Source organism: Qipengyuania sp. BR81-2 (assembly GCF_055693895.1).
The window spans coordinates 220,199-235,441 of the sequence record NZ_CM146344.1; the positions used below are offsets into that span (position 1 = coordinate 220,199).

14 protein-coding genes are annotated in these 15,243 nt (G+C 63.2%); 5 read left to right on the plus strand and 9 right to left on the minus strand.

The annotated features are described in order from the left end of the window. Positions 1 to 122 precede the first annotated feature (122 nt). On the plus strand, positions 123 to 518 hold the full coding sequence (locus tag ACZ1G8_RS01125; protein WP_472680019.1) for a PilZ domain-containing protein: 396 nt from the start codon (positions 123 to 125) through the stop codon (positions 516 to 518). An 8-nt stretch (positions 519 to 526) separates the two neighbouring features. Here ACZ1G8_RS01125 and ACZ1G8_RS01130 read toward each other — a convergent pair whose 3' ends face one another. Further along, on the minus strand, positions 527 to 2,035 hold the full coding sequence (locus tag ACZ1G8_RS01130; protein WP_472681285.1) for a DUF6504 family protein: 1,509 nt from the start codon (positions 2,033 to 2,035) through the stop codon (positions 527 to 529). 74 nt (positions 2,036 to 2,109) lie between these two features. Next, the gene (locus ACZ1G8_RS01135; protein ID WP_472680020.1) at positions 2,110 to 2,892 is read right to left on the minus strand and encodes a hypothetical protein; all 783 of its coding nucleotides are present in this window, start codon (positions 2,890 to 2,892) and stop codon (positions 2,110 to 2,112) included. A gap of 222 nt (positions 2,893 to 3,114) precedes the next feature. Between ACZ1G8_RS01135 and ACZ1G8_RS01140 the strand changes: the two genes are divergently transcribed. Continuing rightward, entirely contained in the window at positions 3,115 to 3,528 is a 414-nt protein-coding gene (locus ACZ1G8_RS01140; RefSeq protein WP_472680021.1) for a pyridoxamine 5'-phosphate oxidase family protein, read from the plus strand. 67 nt (positions 3,529 to 3,595) lie between these two features. Here the strand turns inward: ACZ1G8_RS01140 and ACZ1G8_RS01145 are convergent, their stop codons facing one another. Next, the gene (locus tag ACZ1G8_RS01145) at positions 3,596 to 5,026 is read right to left on the minus strand and encodes a sodium-dependent transporter (RefSeq protein WP_472680022.1); all 1,431 of its coding nucleotides are present in this window, start codon (positions 5,024 to 5,026) and stop codon (positions 3,596 to 3,598) included. A 131-nt stretch (positions 5,027 to 5,157) separates the two neighbouring features. Here ACZ1G8_RS01145 and panB point away from each other — a divergent pair, with 131 nt between their 5' ends. Both panB and ACZ1G8_RS01155 read left to right on the plus strand, forming a co-directional pair. Continuing rightward, positions 5,158 to 6,030: a 3-methyl-2-oxobutanoate hydroxymethyltransferase gene (gene panB / locus ACZ1G8_RS01150; RefSeq protein WP_472680023.1), complete on the plus strand. Its 873-nt coding sequence runs from the start codon at positions 5,158 to 5,160 to the stop codon at positions 6,028 to 6,030. Between the two features lie 14 nt (positions 6,031 to 6,044). Then, positions 6,045 to 7,112, plus strand: a complete 1,068-nt coding sequence (locus ACZ1G8_RS01155) for a DUF475 domain-containing protein (RefSeq protein ID WP_472680024.1) — start codon at positions 6,045 to 6,047, stop codon at positions 7,110 to 7,112. Here ACZ1G8_RS01155 and ACZ1G8_RS01160 read toward each other — a convergent pair. The 6 genes from ACZ1G8_RS01160 to ACZ1G8_RS01185 all read right to left on the minus strand — a co-directional run bounded on the left by ACZ1G8_RS01160 (position 7,045) and on the right by ACZ1G8_RS01185 (position 13,480). After that, positions 7,045 to 8,046: a bile acid:sodium symporter family protein gene (locus ACZ1G8_RS01160; RefSeq protein WP_472680025.1), complete on the minus strand. Its 1,002-nt coding sequence runs from the start codon at positions 8,044 to 8,046 to the stop codon at positions 7,045 to 7,047. The two genes, ACZ1G8_RS01155 and ACZ1G8_RS01160, sit on opposite strands and share 68 nt — an antisense overlap. Positions 8,047 to 8,084: 38 nt before the next feature. Beyond that, positions 8,085 to 9,452 carry a PEP-CTERM-box response regulator transcription factor gene (gene prsR / locus ACZ1G8_RS01165; RefSeq protein WP_472680026.1) on the minus strand — a complete coding sequence of 456 codons (1,368 nt, stop codon included), beginning with the start codon at positions 9,450 to 9,452 and terminating at the stop codon, positions 8,085 to 8,087. Next, complete coding sequence (locus ACZ1G8_RS01170) at positions 9,452 to 9,751, minus strand: ATP-binding protein (RefSeq protein WP_472680027.1); 300 nt, start codon at positions 9,749 to 9,751, stop codon at positions 9,452 to 9,454. Before ACZ1G8_RS01170 ends, prsR begins: the two co-directional genes overlap by 1 nt. Beyond that, positions 9,663 to 11,564 carry an XrtA/PEP-CTERM system histidine kinase PrsK gene (gene prsK / locus ACZ1G8_RS01175; RefSeq protein WP_472680028.1) on the minus strand — a complete coding sequence of 634 codons (1,902 nt, stop codon included), beginning with the start codon at positions 11,562 to 11,564 and terminating at the stop codon, positions 9,663 to 9,665. The genes ACZ1G8_RS01170 and prsK overlap by 89 nt, the downstream gene beginning before the upstream one ends. A 148-nt stretch (positions 11,565 to 11,712) precedes the next feature. Next, positions 11,713 to 12,009, minus strand: coding sequence for a hypothetical protein (locus ACZ1G8_RS01180; protein ID WP_221428151.1), 297 nt, complete (start codon positions 12,007 to 12,009; stop codon positions 11,713 to 11,715). Positions 12,010 to 12,091: 82 nt separating this feature from the next. Beyond that, the gene (locus tag ACZ1G8_RS01185) at positions 12,092 to 13,480 is read right to left on the minus strand and encodes a helix-turn-helix domain-containing protein (RefSeq protein WP_472680029.1); all 1,389 of its coding nucleotides are present in this window, start codon (positions 13,478 to 13,480) and stop codon (positions 12,092 to 12,094) included. 147 nt (positions 13,481 to 13,627) lie between these two features. On the opposite strand from ACZ1G8_RS01185, the gene ACZ1G8_RS01190 reads away from it, so the two are divergent. Continuing rightward, positions 13,628 to 15,226, plus strand: coding sequence for an isocitrate lyase (locus ACZ1G8_RS01190; protein ID WP_472680030.1), 1,599 nt, complete (start codon positions 13,628 to 13,630; stop codon positions 15,224 to 15,226). Positions 15,227 to 15,243 lie beyond the last annotated feature (17 nt).

Here is a 15,243-nt window from a genome sequence, read left to right on the forward strand (position 1 = left end):
CTTTCCACGGGGACCGGCCAATGCTGCCGGTCCCCGTGGTTAAAATCCCGCTAAGGCTGCTTGGAAGTCCAGCCTTAACCAACGTGGGTGAATGTGGGCGCGACAACAACAGGGGTTTGTTCGTGGCGCTTTTCCAGAAACTTCCGAGTTCCCAGCCCGACCGGCGTTCGGCCCAGCGATACAAGGTCGATTGTCCCGCCAGGCTCAAGATGCTCGGCGGCGACCGCGAAGGCCGTCTGTCGGACCTTTCCGAAGCTGGCGCACGTTTCGATACCGACAATCCTCCCAGCGAAGGGGTATCCGGCCTTCTCTCTTGGAAAGGCCACGAATTCTTCGGGAAGATCGTCTGGGCGAACGAGAACAGCTGCGGCCTCCTTTTCGAACGCAATATTCCCATAAGCGTAGTCGACGACACCGCGCACGCGATCGAGGTCCAGAACGGTCCGGTCGCGAATTTCGGCAATATCCCTGTCGCAAGGCGCGGACGCCGTGCCTCGCTGGTATCGAGCTCCGAGTAATTACCGCGTCAGGCGCATAATCCCTGCAGGTACCAATCGGGCGCACCGCCGCGCCCGTCCCCGACAATGCCGAGCCGGTAGATCCAGTAGCGCCGCCCGCGCTGGTCCTCGATCCGGTAGTAGTCGCGTAGCCGCGTCGCCCCGCGCTCGCGCCACCACTCGGGTGCAATACGCTCAGGCCCCTCGACGCGCGCGACCTCGTGTACCTCACCGCGCCAGCGGAAGCGCTGGGGATAACCATCGGGCGTTGCGTAGAGCACCGCGATCCTCTCGGCCTTGTCGAGCAGCTTGAGCGGGCGCTTGTGGAAGGCCAGCTGACCTTGGCTCGCAGCCTCGGGCTCCAGCGGTTTCTGCCAGCGCTGCGCCCGTTCCGGGATATGGCTGGCGAAGGGAACTGGGCGGCTGACTGCCCCCTCCCCCAAACGCACGCTCAGCCGGTCGACCAGTGCCGAAAGCGCGATGCCGTGGTTCTCCGCCGCAGCCTCGATATCGCCCTGGTCGAGCGCGAGCGGTTCGGCCCAGCTGGCGCGCAGCCGCAGCATCTCGATCCCGAAACCCGCGTCGATATCATCGAGCTTGGCAGCGAAAAGCCGCACGATATGGCCTGCCTCGCGCGTGGCGGCTGCCAGTTCGAGGCGGCGCACCGCAACCTCGCCATCGACGCGCCACAGCCCCAGTTCGAGCCTGCGAGCCCCCTCACCCCTGCTTTCGAGTTCGCGGGCCATGTCCTCGGCGAGATCCTCCACCACCTGGTCGAGCAATTGCCGGTGGCGGATGGGCTCGAGCAGGCGGCGCTGCACGAGCGGCATTTGCTGCGGGACCACGGGCAGTAGGGGTTCGGGCACGCGGCCGAGCAGCTGGTCGAGGCGGATCAGCGGGTTGGCGGCGGGCGACTTGCGATTGCGGAAACGCCGCTGGATTGCATCGCGGCCAATCGTGGTGAGTTCGCCCAGCTTCTTGAGACCGAGGCGGCGCAGCACGGTGATGACATCCTGGTCCAGCCTCAGCGCAGCGACGGGAAGCTCGCCCAGCCGTGCTTCGGCATCTTCGTCACCGCCAAGGATCATGCCGGGGGCCGCATAATGCGACAGCGCCCATGCCGCGCCTGCCGTCGGGGCAATGGCACAGCGCACATTGAGCTCGCGCCGCGCAAAGGCGGCGGCGACATCGGCGACCAGCCCCTGCTCACCGCCGAAAAGGTGCGGCACGGCCGTGACATCGACCAGCAAGCCGTCGGGCGCGTCCATCGCCGACCACGGCCCCCAGCGCTGCGCCCAGACGGCGAGCTTCTCGAGGAAGGCCAGGTCGCCAGCGGGATCGTATGGCGCGGTCGCGATCTCGGGGCAAAGCGTGCGTGCATCGGCCAGCATCATGCCCTTGCGCGCGCCTGCCGCAGCGGCAGCGCGGTTGGTCGCCTCGATCCGCGGCCCATGCGCGGTGTCGGCGATCAGGACGAGCGGTGTTTCGTCGAGCTTGCGGCGTTCAGGCGCGCCCTGTCGCCAGCGGTCCATCGCCATGGCGGGCAGCCAGATCGAGAGAATACGGCGGAACTGGGACGGCGGCGGCCGTGAAAGGTCCGCCGCATGCTCGGTCACGCGCGGCGGGGCGTGCGACGATGCTGCAGCCCCGCTGTCCAGTTCGCCACTGCCCGATCCGCTTCACCGCGTGCCTTGCTCGCGGCAAGCTCTCCGCCCTTCTCCGACAAGAGCCATTCGCCCGGCGCGTGGCTGCGCGCACGGAAGAGCTCTGCCTTCCATGCCGGATTGCCCGGTGCCTGCGCATTCCATTCGGGAGCGGCGGAAGGCGCCGAGGTGACATCCCAGCGCATCCGTGCCGAGGACAGGTCGCGCGCTGCATCCACCCGCACCATGAACAGCGGCACGCCGTGCTTCTGCGCGGTCAGCGTCAGCCGGCGCGAGGCAGTAAAGTCGAGTGCCTTGGCATTGCCCGCCACTTCACCGATGACGAAGGCCAGCTCGCGGCAGCGCAGCCCCTCCTCAAGCGCGAAGAGCGCGTCTTCGGGCTTGTCCGCCAGCACATGGATCACGCGCGTCTGAAGTTCCGCCGGAAGCCCGGCGCGATAGGGCCTGCCCGTAAGCCTTGCCGCATCGCGTGTCTGCACCCACAGGATGCTGCGCCGGTCCTCGCTCTCCTGCCCTTCTCCGCGCGGTGTGTTGCGCCAGTCGTCGAGCGCCAGGGCAAGCGCAGCGCCCGCACCTGCCGCCTCGCGCGAAGTCGCGAAAACCTCGCTATGGAGCGCCTTGCCCTGCACCTTCGCCAGCCCCGGGCGCCAGCGTGCACTGCGCCGCGCGGACAGCGTGGCGACATCTTCGAAAGCCGTGGTCGGCAGGGTGGAGAGATCGGTGTGGGACATGCAGGAACGACTCGCTTGTTCCCATTATGTTCCAATCTGGGAGGATCTCGCAATTCATCCTTTCGCAGCCTCGCTCCGGCGCATGGAGCGGAACATGCGCGGCAAGCAAGCCGTTGATCGGGCAAACGCAGTTCGAAAGAGGTACTCAAATGAAATATGCCGATGGCAACCCCGACGCGCTCAAGAAGAAGTTCTGGCTGGCGCTTTCCGATCTCGCCCTTTGTGTTCCTCGAACTCAAGGGTCAGTCGGACACTGCCGTGCCGATGACCGCGCAGCTCGACAAGGACGCCGACAGCGCGATCTGGTTCTTCACACACAAGAACTCGACCTTCGCCAAGCTGGGTAAAGTCACCGCAAGCTTCGCCGGCAAGGACCACGACATGTTCGCCCGTTTCGACGGCCGACTGTCGGTCGAAAACAGCAACGAACGTTTCGACCAGTTCTGGAACAACTTCGTCGAAGCCTGGTACGAAGGTGGACGGGACGACCCCAACATCCTCTTCCTGCGCATGGACCTCGGCGATGCCGAAATCTGGAGCGGCGACCTTGGCGTACTGAACACGGCCAAGATGGCGCTCGGAATGAATGTCCACGATGAAGCGGAAGAACGCCACGTGGAATCGGTCGATCTCTAAGACGACCCAATAACGACAATCAGAGTCGCGAAGGGCCGCTCCTTGCCGGAGCGGCCCTTTTTGTTCGTTACTCGCCCAGGATGGACGGGAAGAGGCCGGTCACCAGGATGATGGAGACGGCGATCGGGCAGAGCCACGCGATCAGGAAACGCCACAGGCTGAAGGCCCAGGGCGAAAGACCGGTAACAGTCCGCAGCAGATTGGCGTCAGCCTTCCACCCGATGAATATCGAGGTCAGCAGCGCGCCGACCGGCAGCATGACCTTGCCGGTGAAGCCGTCGATCGTGTCGAGGATGTCGGTATTCTCGAAGAGCGACCAGAAGCCGAGCGGGCGGACGTCCGAAAGGACATTGTAGCCCAGCAGGCACAGGATGCCGATCGCGAAGGCTCCGACACCGAAGATCAGCGCCGACTTGTGACGGCTCCAGCCGCGCTCGCCGATGCCCCATGCGGTAGGCACCTCGAGCAGCGAGATCGAGCTGGTGATCGCTGCGACCAGGATCAGCACGAAGAACAGGAAGCCGAACAGCGCGCCTGCAGGCATTGTCTGGAAAGCGAACGGCAGCGTCTGGAATACCAGCGTCGGGCCGGCAGCCGGGTCGAGGCCGACGGCCAGCACGATCGGGAAGATCATCAAGCCGGCGAGCAGTGCCACGCTGGTGTCGGCCACGGCGATCATCGCCGCGGTGCCGCCGAGGTTGCTCTTTTCCTTGATGTAGGAGCCGTAGGTGATGAGGCCAGCCACACCGAGCGAAAGCGAGAACAGCGCCTGTCCGAGCGCCGAGTTCATCACCTGAGGCGTCAGCTTCGACCAGTCGGGCGTGAAGAGGAATGCGACGGCATCGCCGATATCGCCCTCGATCGCGCCGTAGACCACAAGGCCCACGAGCAGCACGAAAAAGGCAGGCATGAGATAAGTTGCCGCCTTCTCGATACCCGAGCTGACGCCGCGCGCGACGATGAAGAGCGTCAGCCCCATGAAGCCGAGATGCATGGTGAGAAGCAGGCCGGGATTGGCGAACATGTCGCTCAGCCGCTGCTGGATTTGCGCCTCGTTTTCTCCTGCGAGCGCCCCACGGAAAGGATCGCCGGCCATGATGGCTTGCAGGAGGTCCCAGCCCATCACGCCTGCGTAATAGAGAACCCAACCGGCAACGACCGAATAAAAGGAGACGATGAGGAACGCCGCAATAGCGCCTATGCCGCCGAAAATGGACCAGCTGGGCGAAGCTTTCAGATCCTGCGCAACCTTGCGGATCGAGCCGACAGCGTCGGTCTGGCCCACGCGTCCGATGAAGATTTCGGAGAGAACCAGCGGAAGGCCGAGCAGGAACACGCAACCGATGTAGAAGATAACGAAGGCGCCGCCCCCGCTTTCACCTGCAAGCGTCGGAAAACGCCAGATATTTCCAAGGCCCACTGCGGCGCCGACCGCCGCGAGAATGAATGCAGTACGCGAGGACCAGCCCTCGCCCGTGGTTTTACCGGCAGCGACCATTGTCGTGTAATTCCTCTCCGTCCGCGACGCGCCCTCTCGCATCGCACCTGTGGCGGGGCTTAAAGCACGGAATTCCGCCACTGTCCAAGCCTTGCTTCCAACTGTCGACAGCACTTGCTAGGGCGCTGCGCATGTCGACTACATTCAAGCTCGATACGAGCACCAGCCGGGCCAATCCCACACCCCAGCCGATGAAGCGGCTGACGGTGCCCAAAATCCGCGCGCACAAGACGGATGGCGAGACAAAAGACCCGCTGGTGATGCTCACCGCATACACCGCGCGGCAGGCGCAGTTGCTCGACGCGCATTGCGACATGCTGCTGGTCGGGGATTCGCTCGGACAGGTTATCTACGGCCTGCCCTCCACCATTCCAGTGACGCTCGACATGATGGCAAACCACGCCGCCGCAGTCGTGCGCGGAAGCTATCACTCGGTCGTAGTCGTCGATATGCCGTTCGGCTCATACGAGGCCTCGAAGGAACAAGCCTTCGAAAGCGCCTCGCGCTTGCTCAAGGAAAGCGGCGCGGCCGCAGTGAAACTCGAGGGCGGCGAGCAGATGGCCGAGACCGTTTCCTTCCTAAACCAGCGCGGTATCCCTGTCATGGGCCATGTCGGCCTGACCCCGCAGGCGGTGAACGTCCTTGGCGGCTACATGGCGCGCGGACGCAGCGATGCCGAGGCGGAGAAGATCGTAGGAGATGCAAAGGCGCTCGACGAAGCCGGAGCCTTCGCAATCGTGCTCGAAGGTGTCCTAGAACCCATCGCGATTGAGGCAACCAAAGCGGTTTCCTGCCCCACGATCGGTATCGGCGCATCTGCTCAATGCGACGGGCAGGTGCTTGTCACCGAGGACATGCTCGGCATGTTCGAGCGCGTGCCCCGCTTCGTGAAGAAGTACGAGAATATCGCCGAGGTCATCGAAAAGACCGTCGCCCAATATGCCGAGGAAGTGCGCGCGCGCAGCTTCCCGACCGCAGACCAGACCTACCAGCCCAAGGGCTGAGGAAGCCCCGCTCCATGGAAACCATCCGCCAGTACTATACCTTTTCGCTCGCCTTCACAGCGGTCTGCTTCGTGCTGGCCGGCTGGTACGGCTGGAGCAGCACCGGTTCGATCACCGCGACGCTCGGCATCCTGTGGATCGTTCTGGTCCTGTCGATCCTCGAGGTCTCGCTGAGCTTCGACAATGCCGTCGTGAATGCGACAGTGCTGCGGGACATGGACCCGGTGTGGCAGCAGCGCTTCCTGACCATCGGTATCCTTATCGCCGTATTCGGCATGCGGATCGTTTTTCCCATCGCGATCGTGTCCATCGCCGCGCAGGTCGGCCCGATGGAGGCCATCTCGCTTTCGCTGAACGACCCGGCCGAATACGAGCGGATCGTCTCGGGCGCACATATCGGCATCGCCGGTTTCGGCGGTGCCTTCCTGGCGATGGTGGGTCTCACCTTCTTCTTCGAGGAGGACAAGGACGTCCACTGGATCGCGGCGCTCGAACGCACGATCAACAAGTTCTCGACTGTGCCCGCCGTAGAGATCGGGCTGGTCCTCGGCCTCGTCTACGGCGTTTCCACGATGCTTGCTCCCGAGGACGCGATCACTTTCCTGACCGCTGCCATCCTCGGCCTCGTGACCTTCATTGCGGTCCACGCCATCGCGGCAATCATCGAAGCGCGCGAAGCCCGCAAGAAGGCAGCCGGCGAGATCGTGAAGTCGGGACTTGGCGGCTTTCTCTACCTCGAGGTGCTCGATGCGAGTTTCAGCTTCGACGGCGTGATCGGCGCCTTCGCCCTGTCCAACAACATGGTCATCATCGCTCTCGGCCTCTCGGTCGGGGCGATGTTCGTACGCTCGATGACAATCCATCTCGTACGCACAGGCACTTTGGCGCAGTATCGCTATCTCGAGCATGGCGCTTTCTGGGCGATCATCGTGCTCGGCATCATCATGCTGCTATCGGCGCGCTGGCACATTCCGGAAACGATTACGGGCCTGCTAGGCGCGGTGCTGATCGGTCTCAGCTTCTGGTGGTCGGTGCGGCATAATCGCCGCCATCCTGAGGATGCGGTGACGACAGCCGACTAGCGAGCGGTGCGGCCAGCACGAGCTGGAAGAAGTGATACAGCAATAGCGGCAGGACGATGAACCCTGCCTCCTCGCGCGCGAACAGGATCGTAGCGAGCGGCACCCCGACCGCGGCACTCTTCTGCGCGCCTGCGAAGAGGAAGGCGATCCGGTCACGCCTCGGCAAGCGCAGCGCTCCCGATGCCAGCCATGCCCCCGCGTTACCGACCGCAAGGAACAGTGCAATTCCGAGGGCAAGCATCCCCCATGCGGCAGGATCGATCTTGCCCCAGATCCCCTGCTCTACGGCACCCGAGAATGCGACGTAGACGGCCAGGGCAATGACCAGCCGGTCAAGCCAGACCACCCGCGACTTGTGCCGGGCCACCCATTCGCTGGTCCATCCCTGCACCAGCTGTCCGATCACGAACGGCAGGAGCAGGATCAGCGCGATCCGCTCGATCGTCTCCATTCCTACCGCTCCCTCACCCGTGCCGCCAAGCAGGAGGAAGATCGGCACCGACACGAAGACTCCGAGGATGTTGAGCAGCGCCGCCGAGATAACCGATAGCCCCACATTGCCGTCTGCCAGCGTCGTGTACGAAGTCGCCGACTGGACCGTAGACGGCAGCACTCCGAGGTACAGGAAGCCGACCGCCACCAAGGGTGGCAGGCCTATTGCCAGCAACTTGCTCAGGCCCAAGCCTGCAAGCGCCATGGCTCCGAAGACCCACAGCACCATCGGCAGGATGAAGCGCCAGTTGAGCAGGCCGCGCCCGATCTCCCAGCGCGAAACCCGCATTCCGTTGAGCAGGAAGAGCACGAAGATGCCGACATTGGCGATGGTCTGCGCGCTGGCCGATTGCGCCGCGGGAATGGGCAGGATCGCAGCAAGCACGACCGCCGCCACGAGCAGGCGCAGCATCGGGTCGGCAATGATCGTGCGAAACGCCATGACGCAGCCCTAACGGGCCGGATCGCGCTTGTCGCGCACTAGGTGGCCTGCAGGTCGTACTGCTTGAGCAGGTCGTAAAGCGTCGGACGACTGATCCCGAGCAGCTTGGCGGTCATCGAGATATTGCCCTGGCTGCGCGCCATTGCCTGGCGGATCATCCGGCGATCGGCCGCCTCGCGCGCCTGCTTGAGGTTGAGCGCCTTCGCGTCCTCCTCTTCGCCATCGCCAAGGTCGAGATCCTCTGCATGGACGAGTTTGCCGTCCGCCATGATGACGGCGCGCTTCACCCGGTTCTCCAGCTCGCGCACGTTGCCCGGCCAGTTCCAGCTGTCGATTGCCGCCAGCGCATCGGGCGCAAAGCCCTTCACCTGCGGGTTCATTTCCTTCGCGAAACGGGCGAGGAAGTGCTTTGCCAGAAGCACGCTGTCTCCCGGTCGCTCGGAAAGGCTGGGGATCTTCACGACCACTTCGGCGAGGCGGTAGAACAGGTCCTCGCGGAAGGTGCCCTCGCCAATCATGCCTTCGAGGTCCTGGTGCGTCGCGCAGACGATGCGTGTATCGACCGGAATCGCTTTCCGTCCGCCGATCCGCTCGATAACCCGTTCCTGCAGGAAGCGCAGCAGCTTCACCTGAAGCGGCAGCGGGATATCGCCTACCTCGTCGAGGAAGAGCGTGCCGCCATTGGCCATCTCGATCTTGCCCTCGGTGGTTTTCACGGCGCCCGTGAAGGCGCCCTTCTCGTGACCGAAGAGCTCGCTTTCGAGCAGGTTCTCGGGGATCGCCGCGCAGTTGATGGCGACAAACGCCCCGTGCCGGCGATCACTGGAGTCGTGGAGACCCTTGGCGAGCAGTTCCTTGCCGGTTCCGCTCGCACCGAGCAGCATGACCGATACATTCGTCGGCGCCACGCGCTCGATCGTGCGGGCGACCTTCGCCATTTCGGGCGCTGCCGTGATCATCGTGCCGAGCACGGTCTGGTCTTCGCCGACCTTCTCCGAGAGCGAACGGTTCTCGCTCTCGATCTTGCTCAGCTTGAATGCGCGCTCGACGATCAGGCCGAGCTGTTCGATGTCGACCGGCTTCTGGTAGAAGTCATAGGCACCGCGTCCGATCGCTTTGAGCGCGCTCTCACGGGCTCCGTGGCCCGAAGCGACGACGACCTTGGTATCGGGCTTCATCTCCATGATCGCATCGAGCACAGCGAAGCCTTCGCTCGTCCCGTCGGGATCGGGCGGCAAGCCGAGGTCGAGCGTCACCACAGCGGGTTCGTCGGCGCGCAACGCGGCAAGTGCTTGGTCGCGGTTGCCGGCGATCACGACCTCGTAATCGTCGTAAGCCCATTTGAGCTGGGCCTGCAGGCCCTCGTCGTCCTCGACGATGAGCAGCTTGGGTTTCGCATCTGCCATCAGGCGCCCTTCCTTATCTTGTCGGTTTGCTGCGCTCCGGAGAGGAACTGTTGCGCCGATTTCAGCGGCAGCTTGATCAGGAAGCGCGTTCCAAGACCTTCACGCGACTCCACATCAAGCCTACCGCCCATCGCGCGGATCATCTCGCGCGCTTCGAAAGCACCGATGCCGAAGCCGCCCTCCTTCGAGGAAACGAAAGGCTTGAAGAGGCTATTGCGCACGAAGCTGGGGCTCATGCCCCTGCCGCTGTCGACGACCTGGATCGTGCCCGAGAGGCCGTCCGAGGAAATCTCGACCATGATCGGCGAGATCTTCCTCGCTCGCCTCAATGGCATTCTGTACGAGATGCGTAAGCGCCTGTTCCAGCGCCTCCGACTGGCCCGAAACCATCACCGGTTCGTGCCGCAAAAGATCGACACGGTGATTGCGAGAGGTCCGCTCGACAACCGTCCTCGCGACAACGCCAAGGTCGAAGTCCTGTGCCTTCTCGCTCGAATTCGATCCGTAGCGGCCAAGCCTAGCGAGCATCATGTTGAGCTTGTCCGCACTGTTCCTCAGCGTGACGAGCATGTCCTTGCGGAAATCGGGCTTGTCGGCGTGCTTCTCTGCGTTGCGAAGCAGCAGCGACATCTGGCTCGACAGGTTCTTGATGTCGTGCATGACGAAGGCCATCCGCCGGTTGAATTCGTCGAAGCGGGACGCTTCCGAAAGCGCTTCCTGACCGGCCTGTTCGGCGAGGTAGCTGGCGAGCTGCTGTCCGACGATACCGAGGAGGTCGAAATCCTCCCAGTCGAGCTTGCGCGGATGCAGCGGGCGAGCGAGCACGATGATACCGATGAGTCGCTCGAAATGGAGCAACGGCACGGCCGCCCACGCCCGCGGTTCCTCGCGTAGCCATTCGGGCACGAATGCGATCTCGCCATGATATTCGGTACCCTCTCGCACCTCGTCGAAATCGAGGATGAGATGCTCGCGCTCCATGATGGCGCTGAGTTCGGCCGGGATCGCATCGTTCGGCACAGGCAGTTGCGGCCAGCGCCAGTGTGCGGCGAGTTGCAGGACGCCGTCCTCGTCACCGGTCAGGAGCAACCCCGAGGGACTATCGGTGATATCGGCCATCGCCTTGATGGCGCGCTGCTGGAGGCTTGAGTCCTCCATGCCGCCCCTGCCGATCGTGTGAGTGAAGCGGATCCACTCGTTGCGGTAGTCATACCGGTGCTTAAAGAGGTGCTTGATCGCAGTCACCCGGAGCCAGCCGCGAAGCTTCTCCGAAGGCAGCCAGATCAGAGCCAGCGCGCCAGCTGCGATCACCAGTCCGACTTGCGTCAGGCGCGCGGCATTGCCGGCAAGGACGTCGAGCCAGCTGGCGATGGCCAGCATCAGCAGCATGTATGCGCCGATCACCAGCAGCGAAAGGAAGCGGAAAGTGACAGCGCGCGAAGGGCTGAAACTGAGGCCCGCAGCCTTGGTCGCAAAGCCGGTGGCGAAAGGCACGGCAATCACTGCGGCAGCCAAGCCGCGCAGGGCGAATATCTCGAGCGGATAGGCCTCGGCGAGAAACGCGATGAAGTGGTAGTTGAGACTGAATGCCCAGAGACCCGCAAGCGCAGCGCAGTTCCAGCGCAGCATGCGGCGCGAGGAAGGCGACGCGCCGACGTAGAGGTTGTGCAGCAGCACCAGCGCGCCGATCGCAACGAGTACCCGGAAAATTGCAGAAGTGCTGATGACCAGCTGGGCCAGCTCGGGCGTCAGCGAAAAGCGCAGCTGAATGACGATCAGCGCAACCTGGAGGCACTCGACGAAGCCGAGCGAAAACACCGCCGGACGGATGACTTTCAGATCTTCATCCCGTCCGTCGTTCGCGAAGAGGCGGAAAAGGACGAATATCCAGCCGAGATTTGCAGCGATCTCGGTGAACTGGACGATGATGTGCTGCGGCGGGAAGCTTGCAGCCGCGAAGCACCAGTTGGCGGTCAATGCGAGCGCGGCAGCTCCTGCCCAGCGATCGGTCCGGTCCTCTGCCCCCGCGCGCGCAATCCACGCCGCAGCGAGCACGCAGACAATCGCGCCGAGCGAGTAAAATACGTAGGCGAGCGTGCCTGCCCAGTCCATTTACGACAATCCTTCCTGATCGCAGTGAACATGGACTACGCAGAAAGGGTGAACTGTCGGTAAATTTTACAGCATTCCGGCGTAGGAAAGGCGACGCGTTCCTAGGGAAGCGTCGCCTTTCCTGACACTCTGCAATTTTTGGATGAGATCAGTTCTCGACCGCGTCCTGCACTGCCTCGCCTGCACTTTCTGCAGCGTCACCCACCTGGCCGGCCGCTTCGCCGACTTCATTGGCGGCGTCGGCGACGGCATTGTCCTTGGCGACTTCCGCATCACTCATCTGCGAAAAGATCACGAAAGCACCGATTGCGAGGACGATGAGGATGATGATCAGGCCCCAAGGGGTGCTGCTGCTCTTCGTTCCTTCCCCGTCGGTCACGACGGTGTGGGTCGTGTGGGTGTTACCCGCACTGTCGGTCGTCTCGGTGATGCGTTCTTCGGTCATCGCTAATTCCTTTGCTGGACCCTGGAATGTGGCGAAAACGCGGCGATAGCGATGCGGGTTCCCCGGAAAGAGGGTTAACGGGCTAGCCCTGGCGTTCGCCGAACTCGAACGGCGACGTGCCCCTGCGCAACCTGTCGAAATGCAGTTTGCGTCCCCTCGGTGGGAGCGAGCGCTGCGGACAACCCTCACGATAACAGCGGATACAGCCCGGTCCGATGCGCTGTGCATCCGCTGGCCTCAGGGAAAGACCTCGCGCCTGTGCAAGCTCGGTGGCGAGAACGGCTTCCACGCCTACGGCTACCACGAAACGAGCATCACCAGGTGCACCGCTGCCCTCCACGCTTCGCATCATCGTTAGCCAGCCGCCCTGCCCCTCTCCGGCATCGTCGAGGCTGACGTACTGGACAACCAGTTCTCCTGCGCGCTCGAATGCACGGTGCGCGTCCCAGAGCGGGCACGAAACTTCTTCCCCGGCAAAGCGCGCGGTGCTTGCGCCCATGAAGCTCTTGGAAAACTGCCCTGCGCGGTCGAGACGGACCATGAAGAACGGCAGCCCGCGCTGACCGACCCGCTGGAGAGTGGTGAGGCGGTGGGCCAGTTGTTCGAAACTGACAGAAAATCGGCGTTCGAGTACCGGCAGGTCGTAGCCGGTGGCATCGCAGGCGCGCAGGAACCTGCTGTAGGGCATCAGCAGCGCCGCAGCGAAATAGCCGTCGAGATGGCGCTTGAAGAGCGCACGCGCCGCCTCGTCGTCGAATTTGGCGCCCTGGGCGATCGACACGATCTCGTCCGACTTCTCCAGCTGCGCGATCTTGAGCGCAAGCTGGAAGTTGCGGGACGCCGGTCCGAGCATTTCGGAAAGCTGCACCTGGCGTGCATGCAGGTCGAGACGGCTTAGGCTGTCGGGCAGAACCTCGCGAGGGAGGATGCGAACTGAGAGCTGGTGGCGTTCGCGTAGCCGCTCAGTCAGAGCAAGCCCGATATCCCCGCGCGACAGGCGCATTTCGTCAGCGAGTTCCTCTGCCTCCCGGTCGAGATCCGCGAAATGGTTGCGCCATCGCTCGATCTCGCGGCGCGAGGCATCGAGCGGATCCTGATAAGCCTCCCCCGCAGGACCGGCGTTGTCGTAGAGCCGCGCAAAGGCTGCAGCAGCCTGGGGCGAAGTCGAAAGGAATTCGTCCAGTTCCTCGCGGTCGATGGCGAGATCGGCAAAACGTTCGTCGGCAAAGCGGCGCGCGAGCCCGTCCAGCCCGCCGATGGCTTCGTCCTCCCGCATGCTGCGCGGATCGAAATCGAATTGCTCGACCAGCGCCATCACGACGCGCGCGCTCACCGGTCGCTGGTTGCGCTCGATCAGGTTGAGGTAGCTCGGCGAAATCGAGAGGCGCGATGCCATGGCCGCCTGGGTCAGGTTTTCGCGTTTGCGCAGCCTCCTGATGGCTGGTCCGGCGCGCAATGCATCGTCGGCCATTTGTAAATTCCTTTACATACTTACAGGCCGACTATGCCGATGTCGCGTGTTTAGACAAGATATTTTGTAAATTTTCATGCCCGAATCGCTTCTTCGAGCGCATTACTCTTCGTGAGGCACACGCCAATCACGGACAGGAGAATACCCATGACCTACCAGAGCCACATCGCGAAGATGGGCGAAACCATCGCTGAGAACGGTGCACCCTGGGGCGCGATCGACGCTGCCAGCGCCGCTCGCATGGCTGTCCAGAACCGTTTTCCCACCGGGCTCGACATCGCGCGTTACACCGCGAAAATCATGCGCGAGGACATGGAAGCCTATGACAAGGACCCGGCGAACTACACGCAGTCGCTCGGTTGCTGGCACGGGTTCATCGCCCAGCAGAAGATGATCTCGATCAAGAAGCATTTTGGCAGCACCAAGCGCCGGTACCTCTACCTCTCGGGCTGGATGGTTGCCGCGCTGCGCAGCGAATTCGGCCCCCTGCCCGACCAGTCGATGCACGAGAAAACGAGCGTTCCGGCGCTGATCGAGGAGCTCTACACCTTCCTCAAGCAGGCCGACGCACGTGAACTCGGCGGACTGTTCCGCGAGCTCGACGAAGCCAAGGCCAATGGCGATGCGGTCAACACGCACCGCCTGCTGAAGGAAATCGACGAGCACCAGACGCATGTCGTGCCGATCATCGCCGATATCGATGCAGGCTTTGGCAATGCCGAGGCAACCTACCTTCTTGCCAAGAAGATGATCGAGGCCGGCGCCTGTGCGCTGCAGATCGAGAACCAGGTGTCGGACGAAAAGCAGTGCGGCCACCAGGACGGCAAGGTTACCGTTCCTCACGAGGACTTCCTCCAGAAGATCCGCGCGATCCGCTATGCCTTCCTCGAACTGGGCGTTCCGGACGGCATCATCGTCGCCCGCACCGACAGCCTCGGCGCAGGCCTGACCAAGCAGATCGCCTTCTCGAAGGAGCCCGGCGACCTTGGCGACCAGTACAACGCCTTCCTCGATTGCGACGAAGTCGATCCGGCCGACATCACCAATGGGCAGGTCTTCATCAGCCGCGACGGCAAGCTGATGGCGCCCAAGCGCCTGCCCAGCAATCTCTACCAGTTCCGCGCCGGAACGGGTGAAGACCGCTGCGTTCTCGACTGCATCACCGCGCTCCAGAACGGCGCCGACCTGCTGTGGATCGAGACCGAAAAGCCGCATGTCGAACAGATTGCCGGTATGGTCGACCGTGTCCGCGAGGTGATCCCCAATGCGAAGCTGGTCTACAACAACTCGCCCAGCTTTAACTGGACCCTCAACTTCCGCCAGCAGATCTTCGATGCGTGGGAGAAGGAAGGCAAGGACGTGTCGGGCTACGACCGCGCCAAGCTGATGAGCATCGACTACGACGGCACCGAACTTGCCGCCGAAGCCGACGAGAAGATCCGCACCTTCCAGGCCGATGCCGCGAAGCGTGCCGGCATCTTCCACCACCTCATCACGCTGCCGACCTATCACACGGCGGCGCTGAGCACCGACAACCTCGCCAAGGAATACTTCGGCGACCAGGCGATGCTCGGTTACGTCAAGAACGTCCAGCGCGAGGAAATCCGCCAGGGTATCGCCTGCGTGAAGCACCAGAACATGGCCGGTTCGGACATCGGCGATGATCACAAGGAATACTTTGCCGGCGAAGCCGCCCTCAAGGCCGGCGGCAAGGACAACACCATGAACCAGTTCGCAGCGGCGTAAGGAGAGGAAGGATGACT

Coding starts and splice junctions, on each gene's coding strand:
- ACZ1G8_RS01130 (WP_472681285.1), bottom strand. CDS start 2,035: ATGGCGATGGACCGCTGGCGACAGGGCGCGCCTGAACGCCGCAAGCTC.
- ACZ1G8_RS01135 (WP_472680020.1), bottom strand. CDS start 2,892: ATGTCCCACACCGATCTCTCCACCCTGCCGACCACGGCTTTCGAAGAT.
- ACZ1G8_RS01145 (WP_472680022.1), bottom strand. CDS start 5,026: ATGGTCGCTGCCGGTAAAACCACGGGCGAGGGCTGGTCCTCGCGTACT.
- panB (WP_472680023.1), top strand. CDS start 5,158: ATGTCGACTACATTCAAGCTCGATACGAGCACCAGCCGGGCCAATCCC.
- ACZ1G8_RS01155 (WP_472680024.1), top strand. CDS start 6,045: ATGGAAACCATCCGCCAGTACTATACCTTTTCGCTCGCCTTCACAGCG.
- ACZ1G8_RS01160 (WP_472680025.1), bottom strand. CDS start 8,046: ATGGCGTTTCGCACGATCATTGCCGACCCGATGCTGCGCCTGCTCGTG.
- prsR (WP_472680026.1), bottom strand. CDS start 9,452: ATGGCAGATGCGAAACCCAAGCTGCTCATCGTCGAGGACGACGAGGGC.
- ACZ1G8_RS01170 (WP_472680027.1), bottom strand. CDS start 9,751: ATGGTCGAGATTTCCTCGGACGGCCTCTCGGGCACGATCCAGGTCGTC.
- prsK (WP_472680028.1), bottom strand. CDS start 11,564: ATGGACTGGGCAGGCACGCTCGCCTACGTATTTTACTCGCTCGGCGCG.
- ACZ1G8_RS01180 (WP_221428151.1), bottom strand. CDS start 12,009: ATGACCGAAGAACGCATCACCGAGACGACCGACAGTGCGGGTAACACC.
- ACZ1G8_RS01185 (WP_472680029.1), bottom strand. CDS start 13,480: ATGGCCGACGATGCATTGCGCGCCGGACCAGCCATCAGGAGGCTGCGC.
- ACZ1G8_RS01190 (WP_472680030.1), top strand. CDS start 13,628: ATGACCTACCAGAGCCACATCGCGAAGATGGGCGAAACCATCGCTGAG.